The following is a 20125-nucleotide window of genomic DNA, read 5'->3' on the forward strand; positions in this document are numbered from 1 at the left end:
TGAAATCTAAAAGTATCGCATTTTTATAAAAGAAAAAACCTAAATCTATAATAGATTTAGGTTTTTAAAATTTAGTTAGTTTAGTTTTTTATTTTTTAGCTTCTTCACCCTCTTTTACCGCAGGTTTAGCGTCAGTTTTTGGAGATGCTTTATATTTATCATTCAAAGCTTTAATAATATCTTTTGTAATGTCATATTTCTCTTCTGCATATAAAATAGAAGCTGCATCACCGGTACCATAGATATAAGAGTACCCTTTTTCTTTTCCATAAGTTTTAATGAATTTTTTAACTCCGCTTACAAGAGAATCCATTTCAACACCACTTTCCTGTTGCAATTGTTGAGACAAAGCTTGTTGAGCATAACCCAATTGCTGCTCTCTTTTTTGCAATTCAGCTCCTCTTTGTTGTGCCCATGCCTGACCGTTTGCCTGTGCCTGACTTTGAAAACTAGCAGCGTCTTGTTTAAAACGAGTAATTTCAGCTTGTAGTTGTCTTCCTTTTTCTTCTGCCTGAGCTTTATACTTTGCCTCAAGATCTTTTGCTTCAGTGTACTCTTTCATTAAAACTGAAGTATCAACGTAAGCTGTTTTTACTTCCTTAACTTCTGCTGTTTTATTACATGAAACAACTAAAATTGAAAGCGCGATAATTACTAATGCTTTTTTCATTTTTTTTAATTTCTATTTTTTTAATGTATTGAAGACAAAAATATAAAAAAATAAATAGCATCAACATAAAGTTTAAAAAATGCGCTAATTTTATGATATTAGTTTTACTTATTAAAAGAAAAACAACCATAAACAAACACTATTAAAACCGGCTTTAATAGCGCGTTTTAGAGGCGATTTCAAAAAAAAGCCAACATTTCCCCTCAATTATATGGAAATATTGGCTTAAATGTGCTTAAATTACTTTTTACTTGTTTTTTAAGACATAAATGTGCGATGAATATTCTAAAGTTCGCTTGGCTTTAAGATTTGATCTTAATCCCACAAAAAACGCACTGATGTAATTCATTTTTCCCGTTTTGTATTTTTCCGATAATAAACTCACGTAAAAAGAATCAAATTTCATCGGAAGCACTTTTTCCAATTTCATATCTACTTTTTCAAAAAGAGACTGAATGGCTTTTTTTGAGAAATGCCAAAAATGAATTGGCACATCAAAAGCCGCCCAAAATTTATTATAATATTTTGCGTCGTACGATTTAAAATTTGGAACCGCAATAATTAATGTTCCAGTTGGTTTTAGCAAACGCTTCAATTCCTGAATTTGGAATTCTAAATTTGGAACGTGTTCCAAAACATGCCACATTGTAATTACGTCAAAAGAATTATTTTCGAGAATACTGATTTCATCAACGAAAGAAATTCCTTTTGCAATAGCAATTTCTTTTGCTCTCGCACTCGGTTCTACTCCAATAATTTCCCATCCATCATTTTTTGCCGTTAATAAAAAATCTCCGGTTCCCGCACCAATATCCAAAATTTTACCTTTTTGAGATTGCTCGGAATTAATTAAATTCAATTTATTTTTCAGCGCTATATTTTTTACAAAATGATATGCTTTTTCAAATAAGGAACGTTTGTTATCTGTATGCGAAATATAATCTTCACTTTCGTAATATCTCCCTAAATTTTCTAAATCAGGTTGCGGAGATGTAATTAGCATATCCAGATTTTCATCATAATACAATTCGAAAATTTCTTTAGAAACTGAATGATCTTTTACAGTAAGAAAATGTTTTTTGTTTAAAACGTCCATTTTATAATTATAGGTATTTTGGTTTAATTTTATAGCAAACCCTAAAAGTGAAAATTTCATTTTTAGGGTTATTGTTTTTTTTATTGGTATTTATTTCAGCGTGTCCAATTTATTTTTACAGCCGACATTTTTTCGTTTTCAATTCTTGTTTCTGTCAAAATTGTAAAACCGTTTTTAATGTAAAACGGCATTGGAGATTTATAAAATTCCTTATTTTGTTTTACTTCATTTTCATGATCGGTAACCCAACCATTCAAACTATGATTATTCTTTTTTAATTCATTAATCAAAAATGTACCGCTTCCTTTTCCTTGTATCCCGTGATTCAAAATGATGGCAAACCAGTTCTCATCTTCTCTTAAAAAAGTAAATGCCCAACCATTAATTTTATCTGAATCATCAAACAGCAAATAATGTTTTGTGTTTAAAAGTCCATTCAAATACAGATCAAAATCTTCAATAGTTTTCAAATGCAATCTTGCAGGATATTCATTGTTCCAAATTTCACGTAAAATATCTTTTTCTTCTAATGAAAGAATTTCTTTTTCAATAATTTTCATAATAAGAAATTTAAAATAGTTTCACGTGGAACAATTTTCAGTCTCTGTTTTCAGTTCCAAAACTGTTAAAAAACAGAGACTGAAAACTTTCCTATCTTCCCATATAAATCAATAATACCGAAATATCACTTGGAGAAACACCACTGATTCTTGATGCCTGCGAAATTGTTACAGGACGAATCTTGCTTAGTTTTTGTTTTGCTTCAATAGACATTGATTTGATTTTATTATAATCGAAATTCTCTGGAATTTTAACTTCTTCTAATCGTGTTAGCTTATCAGCATTATTTCTTTCTTTTTCGATATAGCCGGAATATTTTACCTGAATTTCGGCTTGCTCTAAAATTTCCTGATCCAGATTATTCTCCGCAACATATTCTTTCACTTTATCAAACTTCATGATATCTTCCAGATCAATTTGAGGGCGGGAAAAAACTTTAAACATTTTATCTCCTTGTGAAATAACTGCTGTTCCTTTAGATTCTAAAATAGGATTTGCTTCTCCAATCGAAATGCTTGTTTCTTTAAAAAAAGCAACCATCTTTTCAGACTCATTCAATTTATGTTCCATTCTGCGTAATCTCTTTTCAGAAGCTAAACCAATTTCGTGTGACATTGGTGTTAGTCTGAAATCGGCATTATCCTGACGCAACAATGTTCTGTATTCTGCTCTTGATGTAAACATGCGATAAGGTTCTTCTGTTCCTTTCGTAATTAAGTCATCAATCAAAACTCCGATATATGCTTCATCGCGCTTTAAAATTAATGGCGCTTTTTCATGTACTTTTAAATGTGCATTTATTCCTGCCATTAATCCTTGAGATGCCGCTTCTTCATATCCTGTCGTTCCGTTTATTTGTCCTGCAAAATATAAACCTTCCACTAACTTTGTTTCTAAAGTATGTTTCAATTGCGTTGGCGGAAAATAATCATATTCAATTGCGTAACCTGGTCTAAAGAATTTCACATTCTCAAAACCGGCAACTGAACGCAAAGCTTTAAATTGAATATCCTCAGGAAGTGAAGTTGAAAATCCGTTCACGTAAACTTCGCAAGTATTCCAACCTTCCGGCTCCACAAATAATTGATGGCGCTCTTTGTCTGCGAAACGATTTATTTTATCTTCAATCGAAGGACAATATCTTGGACCGATACTTTTGATCCGGCCATTGAACATTGGTGAGCGATCAAAACCTGATCTCAAAATATCGTGAACGTCCAGAGACGTATAGGTCATATGACAAGATCTTTGATGAATCAAGGGCGAAGTCACATCTGAATATGAAAACTTATCTGGTTTTGCATCTCCTTTTTCTTCGTTCATTTTAGAATAATCCAAAGAACGTCCATCAACTCTTGGTGGCGTTCCTGTCTTCATTCTCCCAGATTCAAAACCTGCGGCAACCAAATCTTCGGTGATTCCGTATGCTGCACTTTCTCCTGCTCTTCCTCCGCCGAACTGTTTGTCCCCGATATGAATCAGACCATTCAAAAATGTTCCGTTAGTCAAGACAACAGATTTTGAACGAATCTCAATTCCAAGAGACGTTTTGATTCCTTTTATTTTTCCGTTCTCAATAATCAGACCTTTCACCATCTCTTGATAAAAATCAAGATTTGGAGTTCCTTCCAACATCATTCTCCATTCCTCAGCAAAACGCATTCGGTCACTCTGAACTCTCGGTGACCACATTGCAGGTCCTTTTGATTTGTTCAACATCTTAAACTGAATCGCAGTTTTGTCAGACACAATTCCGGAGTACCCGCCAAGTGCATCAATTTCACGCACAATCTGTCCTTTTGCAATTCCTCCCATAGCAGGATTGCAAGACATCTGCGCAATGTTCTGCAAACTCATTGTTACCAATAAAGTTTTTGAACCCAAATTTGCGGCAGCGGCAGCAGCTTCTGAACCAGCATGACCTGCACCAACCACAATAACATCGTATTCTTCTAAAAACATTTTGTTTTATTATTCTCCGAAAAACTGGTTAAGTCAGCCCTCAGAATTAACTTTAAATTTATTTGTTCCACGTGGAACGCTTCAAAAATACAATTTCAAAAACTGTTCCACGTGGAACGATTCTGAAATAAAAAATCAAAACTTAAGACGTTCCACGTGGAACACTAATTATTTAAAAACTTAAACTTGTGTTTCACGTGGAACATTAGCTTAGATTAAAAAAAAGATATTTAAATCAAAGTTCCACGTGGAACATCGAAATCTTTTCATCTTCTTTCGAACGCATCAAATCTGCATCAGCATCCGTTTTATCTTTGTATCCACAATAATGTAATATACCATGGGCTAAAACTCGTTTTAATTCCTCATCAAAAGAAACATTAAAATCATTAGCATTATCTTTTACCCTTTCAACAGAAACAAAAATATCTCCGTTTAATTCGTTTCCAACTGTGTAATCAAAACTGATAATATCAGTTAGAGTGTCGTGGTTTAGATATTCGACATTAATTTTATGAAGATATTCATCATCACAAAAAATGTAATTTATCTCTCCTTCATTTTTATTTTCAGAAACAATAACAGCACTCAACCAATCAGAAAAGGCTTCTTCGTTTTCTAAATTAAAATCTGTTTCGTAATTAAAATTGATCATTTTGTATTAAAATATTCTTGAACTTTTTGATTAAAATTCGAGCGCAAAGGTAGTGATTGTCTATTTAAAATCTCTACACTGTTTAAATATTCCAATAATGAGCTTGGTAAAGCATTTGTTCGATTAGAAAATTCAGCTTTATTTGTTTCAGATTGACGCTTCGTATCTTGACCTTGTTGCTGAACTGCATTGTTTAATTTTAATAGTTCTTGTTGAATATTTAAGATTCTCTGCAAGTTCTCATTCTTAAAACCTTTATTCAAAAGCTGCTTTTCAGATTGTTTCATCTGATCGATTACAGATCTCCCCTGAGAATCCAATCCTTGTTTGGCTAACTCTTTCTGCAAAGCTTCACGAAGTTTTACCTGCTCTTTATAAATTTCCATTATTGCTTCAGCATCTCCTTCCCCGTCATTTCCATCTTTACCATCCTTCTCTCCTTTTCCGTTTTTACCATCTTTACCTGAAGAACCTTTATCTCCACTTTTACCACCTTGTCCATTCTTTCCCTGACCATCTTTGCCTTCACCAGATTTTCCATCTTTGCCTTGACCGGGTTTATCTCCAGGCTTATCCCCTTTCTTCATTCCGTCTTTCATTTTATCAGCCAGACCTTTTTGCTTTTGAATAATATCAGGCAGCTGCATTCCTTGTCCATCGCCTGGTTTTGGTTTTCCTGCTCCGGGACTGGACATAGACATTTGCATGTTGTTTAATAAATCACTTAAAAAATCGGCCAATTTATTTGCAGATGAAGTAGCATATTGTTGATGCGAAACTCCTTTTGGAACCTGAACATCGGTCAACGATTCAATTGCTTTATCAACATTGTATTGTACATTTCCAATTTCTTTGGTTACATCTTCAGCAACTTTAGGATTACGCAATGACAAAGCAAACAAACTATCATCAACGTGTTTGAATTGTTGTTTCAGATTTTGTTGAATTTTTATGTTCTTCGTATAAGCCGAAGAACCTAATTTCATTGATTTAAATTGTTTCATCACTTCTTCCTGAGATAAAGAATATGCCAAAAGATTGTCCAAAACCTGACGAAGCATTGCAACATCTTCTTCCAGTTGCTCCTGTTCTCCACCTTCCATGCTTGACTCCATTTGCTGTGCCATACTTTTCATTTTCTTAGCTGCACTTTTCTGTTTTGACTTAGCCGAAGAAGTATTTTTTTTATTCAGTTCATCAGAAGCTTTTTGTAAATCATCTTTTAAATCTTTTTCTTTTGAAGCATCAGAAGGAATATCCAAAGGCGCTTTTAAAGTTTTATTTTCATCTTTTAAATCCTTTAAATCTTCCTGGATTTTATCGAAAGACTTATTGATGTCGTCTTGCTTCTCTTCAGTATTTTCTTTTTCTTTATTTGAAAGCTGTTCCTGCTGATCAGAAAGCTTATCTAATTTATCAGCTACTTGTTCAGCTTTCTTTTCTACATAAAAACGTTTAGTTAGTTCAACTAATTGTTCTAAATTTCGAGATTGATTTTTACTGATCTGTTTGAATTTTTCCATTTTATCAAACAGCTCTTCACTATTTAATTTATCATTTAGACTCTTAAGTTCATCTAATAATTTCTGGTTTTTCTCCAAATCCTTATCGGCATTATCTAAACGCTTTTGTAAATCTTCAGCAGTTTTATCCTTTTTATCTTCTTTGAATTTATCCAGATTCTTATTCATTTTCTCAGCAAACTGTTTCATCAATTCATCCTGTTGTTTCTGACGTTTGATAAAATCATTGATTTTTTGCTGATCCTTAAACTCCAAATTATCCTTTTCTTTTCCTGCATTCTGAATCTTATCCATTTCAGAAAATTGTTTGGTTTGATTCTTTAAAGATTTCTCTAAACTATTTATGTTTTGATTTTGCTGTTGCAATTCTAAATCATGAATTTCATCAGTTGTAGAAACTCTGTCTGAAAAAACAGAAGACTTAGTACTCTTAAAATGATGCGGTGCATCGTTGTCAAAAACTTCAAAATAGTATTCATAAGACACTCCTTCTGATACAGCCAGGTTACTTGGAAAATTAAAAACAAACTGATCAAATACTGCTTGCTTCACAGGAATGGTTCCGCGCTTTGCAGTTTGTGGTTTGTTTCTCTCGTAATAAACAATCTGTAATTTTGATAATCCGTAATCATCACCCAGTCTTCCTAAAACATAATTTTTATCCAGCTTCAAACTGTCAGGTGCAGGCGCAACAGTAATAGTTGGGTGCTGATCTTTGATCACAGATAGCTGATAATCCAGCTTCTCATAGTTTTTTACTTTATTATTCGAAGTAAGAATTTGATATTCTGTATTTTGACTTATACTTTTAGCCAATTTAAACTCGTTTTCGGCTTTATTAAACTTAAAATTAGCATTATCATCCTTCCAAACGATTTCCTGAGTCGCCTGTGTATTCATTTTCCAGGTTACCAAAGTTCCTTCCGGCACAATTGCATTTCCGGTTCCCTGAATTATTTCTGATTTCTTTTTCAAATAAGATGGAAAATTCAACACCATTTCGAAGTTGGCAATTGACGGAACTGTAATAACTTTTAATTCATATTCATCTGATGAAACCGAATTTCCTTCAAAAGAAAACTGAACATTATCAACTGGTTTTTCAATCTTGAATTCAAACTTTCCTGGTTGAGATGATTCCATAAAATAACTTTCGTCACCAATATGAATCATGACATTCTCTGGAACAATCTTTCCAACAGATTCCATTTTGATAACAAAATCTTTGTTTTGTTCTGTCTGCAAGTTTTGATTTAGAACAACAAATTTAAAAGGAGCCGGGGGTAAAAATGTAGCATTAAAATGCACCACTCTATTCAAACTTTGAGAAATAATATTACTGTTTCCAGAAATATAAAAGACTGCAAAAAGCAAAATCGGAATAATTGCTAATGGTAAATATTTTCTGTTTGAATTAAAATTAATAGCATTTCCAAAGGGAATTGGCTGCAGCGAATTTGCTTTTTGCTCTATCGAAGCCAGCATTAATTCTGAACTTTCAGTCGAATTTTCAGAAGCTGATAATTGTAAAAAGTTTGTTAGTTTATCACTTACTTCTGTAAAATGGTTTCCAATAATTGCCGAAGCCTGATTATAATCAATTCCCTTTTGAAGTTTGAACAGCTTGAAAATCGGAAACAAAATAAAACGGAACAAAAGAAAAACTTCAACTCCTATAAATATCCAGAATAAAATTGTTCTTCCTAAGGGTTTCAACCAAAGAAAATATTCAATAAAAAGCGTAAACAAGAAATACAGTAATCCAAAACCAATAAAAAGAAGTCCCCCTTTTATTAATTCGTTTGTGTAATATTTCTTTATAAAAGCCTCTAACTTTTGATATATAGCAGATGTCGTTTTCAAGATGAATCTATTTTAATTATAACCTATAAAAGTAGTAATTTTAATTAAATAATTATCAATGAGAAAATTAGTCAATTAAGCTACCAGTAAGACATTATCTAATTAAAACTCATTTTCTAATTCTCTAATTAGAATTGTATCTTTGCATCAAAATTTAAACAAATGTCAAAGCAAGTTCGTGTGCGTTTTGCACCAAGTCCAACAGGACCTTTACATATTGGCGGCGTTCGTACTGCCCTATTTAATTATTTATTTGCCAAAAAAAACAATGGTGTTTTTTATTTAAGAATTGAAGATACAGATCAAACCCGTTTTGTTCCAGGTGCAGAAGCTTATATTATGGAAGCCCTGGAATGGTTAGGAATTGCACCTGAAGAAACCGTTGGAAAAAATGAAAAATTTGGTCCGTACAGACAAAGTGATCGTAAGGAATTATACCAACAATATGCTGATCAATTGATCAATTCAGGTTGGGCCTATTATGCTTTTGATACTCCCGAAGCTTTAGATGCACATAGAAAACAGCATGAAGCAGAAGGAAAAACATTTATTTATAATCATCACAATCGTGAAAAGTTAGATACATCTTTAGTAATTTCTGCAGAAGAAGTTTCTAAACGAATTACAAATGGAGAACATTATGTTATTCGTTTTAAGACTCCGGTTGATGAAACTTTACATTTAAAAGATATCATTCGTGGCGATGTAAAATTTGAGACCAATCTTCTTGACGATAAAGTATTATTTAAAAGTGACGGAATGCCAACTTATCATTTGGCCAATATTGTAGATGATCATTTAATGGAAACTTCACATGTAATTCGTGGAGAAGAATGGTTGCCATCGATGCCACTTCACGTTTTATTGTACAGAGCTTTTGGTTGGGATGCACCGGAATTTGCACATTTACCATTGATTTTAAAACCAGTTGGAAACGGAAAATTATCAAAAAGAGATGGAGACAAATTAGGTTTTCCTGTGTTCCCATTAGAATGGAAAACAGAAGAAGGTGTTTCATCCGGTTACAAAGAGAAAGGTTTTTTCCCGGAAGCAGTTGTAAACTTCCTTGCTTTGTTAGGATGGAATGACGGAACTGATAAAGAATTATTTTCTTTAGAAGAATTAGTTGAGTCTTTTGACCTAAACAGAGTTCATAAATCGGGGGCAAAATTTGATCCTGAAAAAAACAAATGGTTCAATCATCAATATTTAATTAAGCAAAATGATGTCGATTTAGCGAAAGACTTTACTCCTATTCTGGCAGAAAAAGGTTTCTCGACTCCGCTCGAAGTGACAACTCGTATTGTTTCACTTATAAAAGAAAGAGCTCATTTCGTTTCTGAATTTTGGGATTTGACTGATTTCTTTTTCCAGGCACCAACATCTTATGATGAAAAAGCAAGCAAAAACTGGAAAGAAGAAACGCCGGCTTTAATGCAGGAATTGATTTCGACTCTTGAATATATTGACGGTTTTGATTCAGCCAATATTGAAGCAATCGTAAAAGACTGGTTAACGAAAAACGAAATTGGAATGGGAAAAGTAATGCAACCCTTCCGCTTGAGTTTGGTTGGAGCTTTAAAAGGCCCTCACCTATTTGACATAGTTGAAATCATTGGGAAAGAAGAAACTATTTCGAGAATTCAGAAAGCAATAAGTACTTTATAAAAGATATATTTTCAAAACACAAACGCTAAGTAACATTAACAAAATGTACTTAGCGTTTTTTTTATATTCAAACCCGAAGAAATTTCGTAATTTACACATCCATAAAACTTAAATCAATATCATTATGAGTATTCCATTTATTATCATTTTAGTCTTCGGCTTCTTTATTTTCCTGTCTTCATTCTTTACAGTAAAACAACAATCTTCTGTTGTAATAGAAAGATTTGGTAAATTTTTAAGCGTAAGAAATTCGGGTTTGCAACTTAAAATTCCAATCGTGGATAGAATTGCCGGACGTGTAAATCTTAAAATTCAACAGTTAGATGTTATTATCGAAACAAAAACTAAAGACAACGTTTTTATCAAAATGAAAGTTTCGGTTCAGTTTAAAGTTATTCAGGAAAAGGTATATGATGCTTTTTATAAACTTGAATATCCACACGATCAAATTACCGCTTATGTTTTTGATGTTGTACGTGCTGAAGTTCCAAAACTAAAACTGGATGACGTTTTTGAAAGAAAAGATGATATCGCAATTGCAGTAAAAAGAGAATTAAATGAAGCAATGACTACTTACGGATATGATATTATCAATACTTTGGTTACTGATATTGATCCGGATATTCAGGTAAAAAATGCAATGAACAGAATCAATGCTGCAGACAGAGAAAAAACGGCTGCTGAATTTGAAGCTGAAAGTTCAAGAATCAGAATCGTTGCAAAAGCAAAAGCAGAAGCAGAAAGTAAACGTTTACAAGGTCAGGGTATTGCAGATCAGCGTCGTGAAATTGCAAGAGGTTTGGTAGAAAGTGTTGAAGTTTTGAATAATGTTGGAATCAATTCTCAAGAAGCTTCAGCTTTAATTGTGGTTACTCAACATTATGATACTTTGCAGGCAATTGGAGCTGATGCAAATTCTAATTTGATCTTGCTTCCAAATTCTCCACAAGCCGGAAGTGATATGCTGAACAATATGGTGGCATCATTTACAGCATCTAATCAGGTTGGTGAAATGATGAAGAAAAACAATAAAAAAATTGAAAAGCCTAAAAAAATAGAACCTCAATCCGGTTACGAAGATGACATAACACCGGAAATCAAATAAATATAAAAAACAAGAAAGAGGCTTAATTGCCTCTTTTTTTATTTATAAACCATCCTATTATGTATGGTAAAACCGATTGTAAAATATTTACATAAGAATTTGAAAAATATTCTTTATAAGAAGAAAAAAATCCGTTTACAATATTTTGCGGTGTAATGCTTTCCTTTGTTTTCTGAAAACTTAAAACTAATTTTTGATAATTGATCTCTTTTTGGAGTTTTAAAATTTCCAAATCTCTTTCGATTTCAGCGTATGAAGAGTATTTTTTTGTATCCATAAATTAATCATTAAAAAAGATTTCTGAAAATTTCTCCAAAATTGGGCCTTCAACCATTTTGTCTTTTATAAAGAAAAGTAAAATTGTTGCCAGCAAGTACATCCCTCCTACTGTCAAAAATCCTAAAGTATAACTCCCGAACATATTACTGAAAGCAAAAGCTGCAGCAACAGAACCAAATAACAAAACCATACTAAAACATAGTAAAATCAAAGTAAACTTAAAAATTAAAGTTGTAGATTTCATTGCAACCTTAAAACCCCAAAGTTTGTAATACGCTAAATGACTATCGAAATATTCTTTAGCCTGATCCTGAATATTTTCAGTATGTTCTTTTAATTCTTCAAAAGCCATAATTGTTGTTTTAATTAAAAAAGAAAACACAAAACACACATTAAATAATTGTCTTTTGATCATTTTAAAAGTAATTAAAATAATCTGAAACAACTACAAAACTATGTGAGCTTTGTGTTTCCCGGATTTTTATTTCTGAAGTTTAGCGTTTTGAGCTTTTAAATCAGCAAGTTTAGATTCTAAAAATGAAATTACTTCTTCTGTTTTATGACTAACGTTCGAAAGTAACTCATCAAAAGTTCCATCAAGATTTTGTGTGACGTTAGTAAATTTTTCACGAAGAACATCAGAACTGGCTGAAATTGAATCTTGTAAATTATGTTTGGCATCATCTAAACCTTCTTTTAATTTGGCACGGGTTTTAGATCCTTTATCCGGAGCAAACAAAATTCCGATTGCAGCTCCTACTGCTGCACCAGCTAAAATTGCTGCGATTGTATTTGACTTATTAGACATGATATTAAATTTAAGTGATTAATAAAGGTACTATTTTTTTAAATTATAAAATATTCATTAAAAGATATTTATATAAAATTAATAAGCATAAGCAACAACTTCATACTTACCATTATCTTTTTCAATAATGCTTACAAAAGGATAACCATTAGAAGCCGATTTTGTTTTTATCAGCATTGCAGTGCGCTTCTGTTGTGCAATTGGCGGCTCTCCTTTTGTCTTTACTGAGACTCCTGAAAAGTTGGCAACTTGTTTTAAACCAATTGTTTTTTCCTGAGGAAGAACTTTTACTAATTTATAATCTGATTTTGAATTTACTATAATCTTATTAGAAATTTTTTGAGTTTGATTCGTCTTTTTGTTGGTTACATGTGAAACAGCATGTTTTGTAATTTTGATTTCTTCATGACTTCCGTTTAAGGAATAATGAAGTAGATCATTTTCATGTTTGATAAAATTAACATCCAACTCTTCTCCATTGTGTTTTGTGATTTGATGTGTTTGAGAAATTGCGATATTGGCAAATAAAAATGATAGCGTAAAATATATAACTTTCATAAATTTAAATTAAGGATTAAAAAATGTCATAATGAAATTCAAAATTTTGAAATAATACACAAAATCAATTTATGGCATTTTGAAATTATGAAACCATTTTAAAAAATACTTTTACGCGAAATATTATCAAAATCAGCTCACAATGAAATGAGAACATAAATTTGTTTTTTTAGAAATCATTTTAGAAGTTCATCCAAAAAACAAAAAATTATTTTTTCTGTACTTTGAAGAAATTCAGTTTTTAATCTTAAGTAGAAATTACAATTTTTTAAAAATCATTACTGAGTTTTGGTATACCTATAAAAATAGCTACTTTATGAACAATTGTATGTTAACAACCCGTTAAACTAAGAAATATAAAGGCTAAAACTAAAATAAAGGCCAAAAATCAACAATAAATCAAAAAATGAGCAATGTGTCGAAAGAAATAAAAAAATGGCTTAAAATTAATTTATGAAGGTTGTTTTTAATTTAAAATATCTATTAAATTTTAATTTTTAATAGAAAAACTAAATAATAATAATAAGTATTGTAACTAAGAATTTTAATCATTAAAATTGATATAAATTATTTAGCTAATTTTTAAAAACAGATTTTTATAGAAATAATTGAAATTACAACTTTATAAACAATTTGTTGTTAATAAGATCTCAAGTAGTATAAAATCAGAGTAAAAATCAAAATAAGGTCTTTAAATTAAAGATTTTCTCAAAGATGATTAATGAGGTGGAAGAAGTAAAAAAATGGCTTAAAATTAATTTATGAAGGTTAGTTTTAATCAATAATATTTATAAATTTTTAAATTATAATAGTAAAACTAAATAATAAAAAAAGCGCTTATAAAAAGCGCTTTTCAATAGATTATAATGATATTATTTTTTTATCATTTCAGAAAGAATTTCAATTTCTCTCTCGGAAGCATTTTTTGGATGATTTGAATGTAACTTCAAAATATCTTCTTCAAACTGATTTTTAAAATTTTCATTTTCTAAATCTCTTAAATTCAAAAGTGCTTTTGATCGAACATAAGTCGATTCACTTCTTAGAGACATCGTGTATAATTTTTTGATATCGTCTTCTTCAAAGTCAGAGGATTTTAAATTTGAATGTTTCAATATAAAATGAGCAAACAATAAAGAAGCTTTATTATTATTGATATTCTTCTTTAATGAATTTTGTAATAAAGAAAAACTTGAAACATTTTTGATGCTCTCCCCTATTGCGTTTTCAATTGCAATACGTTCCGGTTTAGTTTCAACTTTAAAATATTTGTTTATTTCTTTTAAAGAATTATTGATACTGTTCTCTTCTTTTTTGCCTTTTTCTTCCCAGGCATCTTTTAGTCCAACTGTTTTGTTAAATACTAATTTTGAAGAAGTTGAGTCTTTATCAACAGTAAAATATCCCAAACGTTGAAACTGAAATTTATCTTCATTTTGAGCTGTTGCTAAACTTGGTTCAACAAATCCTTTTACAATTTCCAAAGAATTTGGATTCACAAAATCTAAGAAATTTTTCTCTTTATAACTGTCCGGCGCTTCATCTGTAAACAAACGATCATACAAACGAACTTCAGCTTCAACTGCATGTTGGATTGAAACCCAATGCAAAGTTCCGGATACTTTTCTCTGGCTTGCTTCTGTACCGCTTCCGCTTAAAGAATCCGTGTCATAAGTAACATGAATTTCAGTAATATTTCCTTCAGCATCTTTTACAACACTTTCTCCTTTAATGATATACGCGTTTTTAAGACGTACTTCTTTTCCTAAGGTCAAACGGAAAAACTTTGCCGGTGCTTCTTCTAAAAAGTCTTCTCTTTCAATGTATAATTCACGTGAAAAAGGTACTTTTCTAAAGCCCGCATTTTCATCTTCCTGATTATTTTCGGCTTCCAACCACTCCTCTTTTCCTTCAGGATAATTGGTAATTATTAATTTTACAGGATCCAAAACAGCCATTACACGAGGTGCAATTTTGTTCAAATCTTCACGAATACAAAATTCTAAAACCGATACATTAATCAAGTTATCACGTTTTGCTATACCAATTGTATTAGCAAAATTACGCAATGAAGCAGCTGTATAACCTCTTCTTCTTAACCCTGAAATAGTTGACATTCTTGGATCATCCCAACCATTAACATGCTTTTCCTTAACCAGTTGCTGCAGTTTTCTTTTACTCACAACAGTATGAGAAAGGTTACGTCTTGCGAATTCTCTTTGCTTTGGACGAATCTTATTTTCATCAATAATTTGATCTAAAAACCAATCGTATAATTCACGATGAGGCAAGAATTCAAGTGTACAAAATGAATGTGAGATTTCCTCTAAATAATCACTTTGCCCATGTGCCCAGTCGTACATTGGATAGATTTTCCAGGTATCTCCGGTTCTATGGTGATGTTTATGTAAAATCCTGTACATGATAGGATCACGCATTAGCATATTAGTAGATTTCATGTCTATTTTTGCACGAAGAATGTGAGTTCCAGCCTCAAATTCCCCATTTTTCATTCTCTCGAATAAATCTAAATTTTCTTCAACAGAACGATTTCTAAACGGACTATCAACACCTTCGGTCGATGGAGTTCCTTTTTGAATAGCCATATCTTCAGAAGATTGACTATCAATATAAGCCTTATTTTTTTTGATTAATAAAACGGCCCAATCGTATAATTGTTGAAAATAATCTGAAGCATAACGTTCTTCTGTCCAGTTATAACCCAGCCATTCCACATCTTTTTTAATTGCATCAACAAATTCCTGTTCTTCTTTTTCAGGATTTGTATCATCAAAACGTAAGTTTACAGGAGACTGATAATCAATACCTAAACCAAAATTTAATGCTATTGAACTTGCGTGTCCGATATGCAAATAACCATTTGGTTCTGGTGGAAAACGAAAACGAAGTTTGGAATTTGACAGACCTGATTTCAGATCTTCTTCTATGATTTGTTCAATAAAATTGAGTGATTTCTCTTCTGATGCCATTATTTTATAGTAATTTTAGCAAAGATAAAAAAGTTTAGAGTTTTCGGTTTACAGTTTAGAGTTTTCTTTAGAAACTTCTCACTGAAATTGAATAATTAAGCAGAATAATTAAAAAAATGGGAGTAATAAAATTAAAAAACATCCGAACTTTTTCATACCACGGATGTTTAATTGAAGAAGGAAAAATAGGGTCTGATTATACTGTAGATTTAAAAATTAAAACCAATTTACAGAAATCAGCAACAACAGATCATTTAGCTGATACAGTTGATTACGTACATTTAAATAAAATTGTTACTGAAGAAATGGCAATTCGTTCACATTTATTAGAACATGTTGCAAAAAGAATCAATATTCGTATTTTGGCAGAAATTCCTTTGGTAGAAAAAACTACAGTTTCAGTTTCTAAAATTAATCCGCCTATTGGTGGTGATGTTGAATCAGTTACTATAAAAATGACAGAAATTAAAAAGTAATTCTACCTAATAAAAAAGTAATTTTTTAAAATAGTTTACATTAAGCTTTTGAATTTTAAAGATTTTAGTTACTTTTGCCGTCCGTTCAACTACGGCGTCGTGGCCGAGCGGCTAGGCTGGGCTCTGCAAAAGCTCCTACTCCGGTTCGAATCCGGACGATGCCTCAAAAACCTTCAAGGAAACTTGGAGGTTTTTTTTATGCTTGTTTTTGTCCTTAGAGAAACTGTAACTTATAAACACAAAAAACCTCTCGATTTGAGAGGTTTAAATTTATATTTTTCAATTATTAACAGCTACTTTTCAATCTTTTCAAAAGCATTTTTTACCATTTCTTTTTCTTTAGGAAACCAGCCCTGAATCATTAAAGCAACTCCAAAAACCATTAAAACAATACTAATAACTTTTTTTATTTTTAGAATATTGCTTGGTGTCATTTTAGACTTTAATTGTTTGGCTAATAATATCTTAATACAATCAACCAGTAAATAAGTTACAATAACTGCAGTAAAAAAAGTAAACATTCTTGAATTTTGCATTTCTAATTTTGGCCCGACAGAAATAATAACAGCCAGCCAAAAACCAAGAACACCAATATTAATAATATTCAATAAAAAGCCTTTTATAAACAGACTTCCGTAGTTTCTTTTTATAATATCACGATCTATTTCTTCGTCATTAATCTTTTCTTCTTTTTTTAATTTTACAAAAGAAATAATACCATATGCCAGCATTATAATTCCTCCAAAAATAAAAAGAGCAGGTTTATCTTTTAGGCTCTGAATTAGTCTGTAACTTCCTAAATAAGCGATTGCTATAAAAAATATATCACCTAATACTACACCAAGATCAAAAACTATTGCAGCTCTGAATCCTTTTGTAATACTGGTTTCCAGTAGTATAAAAAATACCGGGCCAATCATAAAACTTAAAAAAAGTCCCCATGGCAGCCCAGCTAAAATATCATTTATCATTAAAATACGATTAGTTTACTTTATTTCTTCTATTTTTCCTCCAAAAACTGTTTTCTGATTAATTTGTTTTGGTTTTCCATAAATGTAAATAGAGCCTCCTGCGCTAACTTTTGCATCAACTAAAGTAGAAGCATTCACATCTGCTTTTCCTCCCGCAGAAACACTTACTTTCGTTTGAGCAGTATCTAATTTACTTGCTAAAAGATAACCACCGGCTCCTAATTTTGCATCCTGGTTTGAAGCTTTACCTGATAAAGTAATTTCTCCTCCCGAAACAGAACTTACATTTAGTTTATCTACATCTACATCTGCATTTATTTTACCTCCTTCTTGTGCACTAACCTTAAAAGAAGTTGCTTTTATAGTTTCTTTACTTGTAACTACTGCCCCTTCATTAACATCAATAAGTTCTATATGTTTATAATAAACAGTAATATCTAAATCATCACCTGACAATAATTTTGGGAAAGGCATTCTTAATTTTAATAACCCTTGTTTATTAACCACTTCAACTTCAGATTCTCGGGCTCCTTTTATTACAATCTTATTATCTGACGATTGTACTAATTTTACATGTAATTTATCGAATACTTTTACAGAATCAAAATCTCCTAATTCTTTGGTAACCTGACCAAAAGACAATTGCGCAACTAATATTGAAGCACCTATAATTAATTTTTTCATGTTTTTCTTTTTTTAATTTAACAACTATTCAGCTCTTCGTAAAAAATGAAAATCTAATTGTTTTTTAACCAAATCTGCATTTTTTACTTTAACGTAAATTTCATCTCCTAATTGTAAAATACTGTTTGATGTCGCACCAACTAAGGCATACTGCTTTTCATCAAAAGTATAATAATCATCTTTTATTTCACGGATTCTAACCATTCCTTCACACTTGTTGGAAATGATTTCAACATAAATTCCCCATTCGGTAACACCGGAAATAACACCCAAAAACTCTTCATCCTGATGATCCTGCATGTATTTAACCTGCATATATTTAATACTGTCACGCTCAGCATTAGTCGCTAAACTTTCCATATTAGAACAATGCTGAGATTTGGTTTCATAAATTTCTTCATCTACAGATTTGCCTCCATCAAGATAATATTGTAATAATCTATGCACCATAACATCAGGATAACGACGAATTGGCGATGTAAAGTGACTGTAATAATCAAAAGCTAAACCATAATGACCAATATTATCTGTCGAATATTTAGCTTTACTCATACTTCTAATAGCAAGAGTATCAATTAAATTCTGCTCTTTTTTACCATTTACCTCTTCCATCAAAGCATTTAATGATTTTGAAATATCGCCTTTATTACGGAAATCAATTTTATAACCAAATTTAGCAATTACAGCTGCCATCGCAATTAATTTATCTTCATTTGGTTCATCGTGGATTCTGTAAACAAATGTTTTCTTTTGTTTACCAATATATTCTGCGACTTTTCTGTTGGCCAAAAGCATGAATTCTTCAATAAGATGATTAGCGTCTTTTGAAATTTTAAAATAAACTCCTTCCGGCTCACCTTCAGCATCTAAATTAAATTTTACTTCAACTTTATCAAAAGAAATTGCTCCATTGGCCATTCTTTTCTTTCTTAAAATCTTAGCTAATTCATCTAATTTTAAAGTTGCATCTACAATTTCATCTGAAACAACATAAGATTCTCCAGTAATTGAAATATCAATCGGAATCGTATTGTCTTTTGTTTCAATGATATATTGTGCTTCTTCATAAGCAAATCTCTGGTCAGAATAAATTACTGTTCTTCCAAACCATTGGTTAATAACCTGCGATGTTGGAGAAACTTCAAAAACAGCAGAAAACGTATATTTCTCTTCATTCGGACGTAATGAACAGGCAAAATTAGATAAAACTTCAGGAAGCATTGGCACTACTCTATCGACCAAATACACTGAAGTTGCTCTTTGATAAGCTTCGTCATCTAAAATTGTTCCTTCTTCCAAATAATAGGAAACATCGGCAATATGAATTCCTATTTCGTAATTTCCGTTCTCTAATTTTTTGAAAGACAAGGCATCATCAAAATCTTTTGCATCTTTTGGATCTATCGTAAATGTTAGCGTATCACGCATATCACGACGTTTAGCAATTTCAGATTCCTGAATTGAAGTATCAATTTTTTGTGCATACACCTCTACTTCTACCGGAAAATCTGCAGGCAAACCATATTCAGCCAAAATAGCATGAATCTCAGTATTATGTTCTCCTGGTTTTCCTAAAACACGAATTACAGATCCAAACGGACTATCAGCTCTTTTTGGCCAGTCTTCAATTGTAACTAAAACAACATCACCATTTTCAGCTTCTCCAATTTTATCTTTCGGAATAAAAATATCCGTATACATTTTAGGATTTGCAGTTGAAACAAAAGCAAAATTTGCCTGAATATCTATTACTCCGACAAAATCTGTTTTATTTCTTTCTATAACTTCAATTACCTCACCTTCAGGTCTTTTTCCTTTTCTTCGGTTATAAACGTAAACTTTTACTTTGTCTTTATCCAGTGCACGATTCAAATTATTGGTAGGGATAAAAACATCTTCCGTAAAATCAGGGCAAATAAAATAAGCTGTTTTACGGCTTGTCATATCTATTGTTCCTTCGTAATAATCCTGACTAATTGCTTTTACCAAATATTTACCAGGTTCAGATTCTACTATTTTTTTTGAAGCAGCCAGGATTTTTAAATCTTTTATAATCTCGTTTCTGCTTTTTGTATCGTCAAGTTCTAACTTTGCTCCTATCTGTTTGTAATTAAATGCTTTATTTGGGCTTTGCGATAAAATCTTTAATATTTTACTTGAGAAATCCTTCTCATTTTTTATCGGCTTTCTAATTTTCTTACTCATATATCTTTTCTTATAAAGTTTAAAATTACAAATAAGATATCAGATAACAGA

17 protein-coding genes and 1 tRNA gene are annotated in these 20125 nt (G+C 31.4%); 4 read left to right on the top strand and 14 right to left on the bottom strand.

What is annotated here, in order from left to right:
• Positions 1-88: 88 nt before the first annotated feature.
• From PMI10_RS12275 to PMI10_RS12300, 6 genes are all read right to left on the bottom strand, one after another.
• On the bottom strand, positions 89-670 hold the full coding sequence (locus PMI10_RS12275; RefSeq protein WP_007808322.1) for an OmpH family outer membrane protein: 582 nt from the start codon (positions 668-670) through the stop codon (positions 89-91).
• Positions 671-917: 247 nt separating this feature from the next.
• Positions 918-1766 carry a class I SAM-dependent methyltransferase gene (locus tag PMI10_RS12280; RefSeq protein ID WP_035631815.1) on the bottom strand — a complete coding sequence of 283 codons (849 nt, stop codon included), beginning with the start codon at positions 1764-1766 and terminating at the stop codon, positions 918-920.
• 95 nt (positions 1767-1861) lie between these two features.
• A complete protein-coding gene (locus PMI10_RS12285) occupies positions 1862-2326 on the bottom strand; it encodes a hypothetical protein (protein ID WP_007808326.1) in 465 nt (154 codons plus the stop codon).
• A 91-nt stretch (positions 2327-2417) separates the two neighbouring features.
• Entirely contained in the window at positions 2418-4289 is a 1872-nt protein-coding gene (mnmG, locus tag PMI10_RS12290; RefSeq protein ID WP_007808328.1) for a tRNA uridine-5-carboxymethylaminomethyl(34) synthesis enzyme MnmG, read from the bottom strand.
• 235 nt (positions 4290-4524) lie between these two features.
• A complete protein-coding gene (gene ybeY, locus PMI10_RS12295) occupies positions 4525-4944 on the bottom strand; it encodes an rRNA maturation RNase YbeY (protein ID WP_007808330.1) in 420 nt (139 codons plus the stop codon).
• On the bottom strand, positions 4941-8330 hold the full coding sequence (locus tag PMI10_RS12300; RefSeq protein WP_007808332.1) for an O-antigen polymerase: 3390 nt from the start codon (positions 8328-8330) through the stop codon (positions 4941-4943). The genes ybeY and PMI10_RS12300 overlap by 4 nt, the downstream gene beginning before the upstream one ends.
• A 162-nt stretch (positions 8331-8492) precedes the next feature.
• Between PMI10_RS12300 and gltX the strand changes: the two genes are divergently transcribed.
• Positions 8493-9998, top strand: a complete 1506-nt coding sequence (gene gltX, locus PMI10_RS12305) for a glutamate--tRNA ligase (RefSeq protein ID WP_007808334.1) — start codon at positions 8493-8495, stop codon at positions 9996-9998.
• Positions 9999-10122: 124 nt separating this feature from the next.
• Positions 10123-11103, top strand: coding sequence for an SPFH domain-containing protein (locus PMI10_RS12310; RefSeq protein ID WP_007808335.1), 981 nt, complete (start codon positions 10123-10125; stop codon positions 11101-11103).
• Positions 11104-11125: 22 nt separating this feature from the next.
• Here the strand turns inward: PMI10_RS12310 and PMI10_RS12315 are convergent, their stop codons facing one another.
• The 5 genes from PMI10_RS12315 to PMI10_RS12335 all read right to left on the bottom strand — a co-directional run bounded on the left by PMI10_RS12315 (position 11126) and on the right by PMI10_RS12335 (position 15738).
• A complete protein-coding gene (locus PMI10_RS12315) occupies positions 11126-11380 on the bottom strand; it encodes a DUF6327 family protein (RefSeq protein WP_007808336.1) in 255 nt (84 codons plus the stop codon).
• Between the two features lie 3 nt (positions 11381-11383).
• Positions 11384-11734 (bottom strand): hypothetical protein, encoded by a 351-nt coding sequence (locus tag PMI10_RS12320; protein ID WP_035631823.1) that lies wholly within the window; start codon positions 11732-11734, stop codon positions 11384-11386.
• A 129-nt stretch (positions 11735-11863) separates the two neighbouring features.
• On the bottom strand, positions 11864-12190 hold the full coding sequence (locus PMI10_RS12325; RefSeq protein WP_007808340.1) for a YtxH domain-containing protein: 327 nt from the start codon (positions 12188-12190) through the stop codon (positions 11864-11866).
• A gap of 78 nt (positions 12191-12268) precedes the next feature.
• Positions 12269-12748 carry a hypothetical protein gene (locus PMI10_RS12330; protein WP_007808342.1) on the bottom strand — a complete coding sequence of 160 codons (480 nt, stop codon included), beginning with the start codon at positions 12746-12748 and terminating at the stop codon, positions 12269-12271.
• 872 nt (positions 12749-13620) lie between these two features.
• Entirely contained in the window at positions 13621-15738 is a 2118-nt protein-coding gene (locus PMI10_RS12335; RefSeq protein WP_007808343.1) for a glutamine--tRNA ligase/YqeY domain fusion protein, read from the bottom strand.
• A 116-nt stretch (positions 15739-15854) separates the two neighbouring features.
• Between PMI10_RS12335 and folB the strand changes: the two genes are divergently transcribed.
• Both folB and PMI10_RS22085 read left to right on the top strand, forming a co-directional pair.
• Positions 15855-16214: a dihydroneopterin aldolase gene (gene folB / locus PMI10_RS12340; protein WP_007808344.1), complete on the top strand. Its 360-nt coding sequence runs from the start codon at positions 15855-15857 to the stop codon at positions 16212-16214.
• 93 nt (positions 16215-16307) lie between these two features.
• Positions 16308-16378 (top strand) — tRNA-Cys (locus tag PMI10_RS22085).
• Between the two features lie 129 nt (positions 16379-16507).
• On the opposite strand, the gene PMI10_RS12345 is transcribed toward PMI10_RS22085, so the two are convergent.
• Genes PMI10_RS12345 through rnr form a run of 3 tightly spaced genes read right to left on the bottom strand, consistent with a single transcriptional unit; the run spans position 16508 to position 20074 of the window.
• Positions 16508-17185: a LysE family translocator gene (locus PMI10_RS12345; protein ID WP_007808345.1), complete on the bottom strand. Its 678-nt coding sequence runs from the start codon at positions 17183-17185 to the stop codon at positions 16508-16510.
• Between the two features lie 15 nt (positions 17186-17200).
• Entirely contained in the window at positions 17201-17869 is a 669-nt protein-coding gene (locus PMI10_RS12350; RefSeq protein WP_007808346.1) for a head GIN domain-containing protein, read from the bottom strand.
• A 24-nt stretch (positions 17870-17893) separates the two neighbouring features.
• Entirely contained in the window at positions 17894-20074 is a 2181-nt protein-coding gene (rnr, locus tag PMI10_RS12355; RefSeq protein WP_007808347.1) for a ribonuclease R, read from the bottom strand.
• Between the last annotated feature and the right edge of the window lie 51 nt (positions 20075-20125).

This window comes from Flavobacterium sp. CF136 (genome assembly GCF_000282055.1).
Classification (GTDB): Bacteria; Bacteroidota; Bacteroidia; order Flavobacteriales; family Flavobacteriaceae; genus Flavobacterium.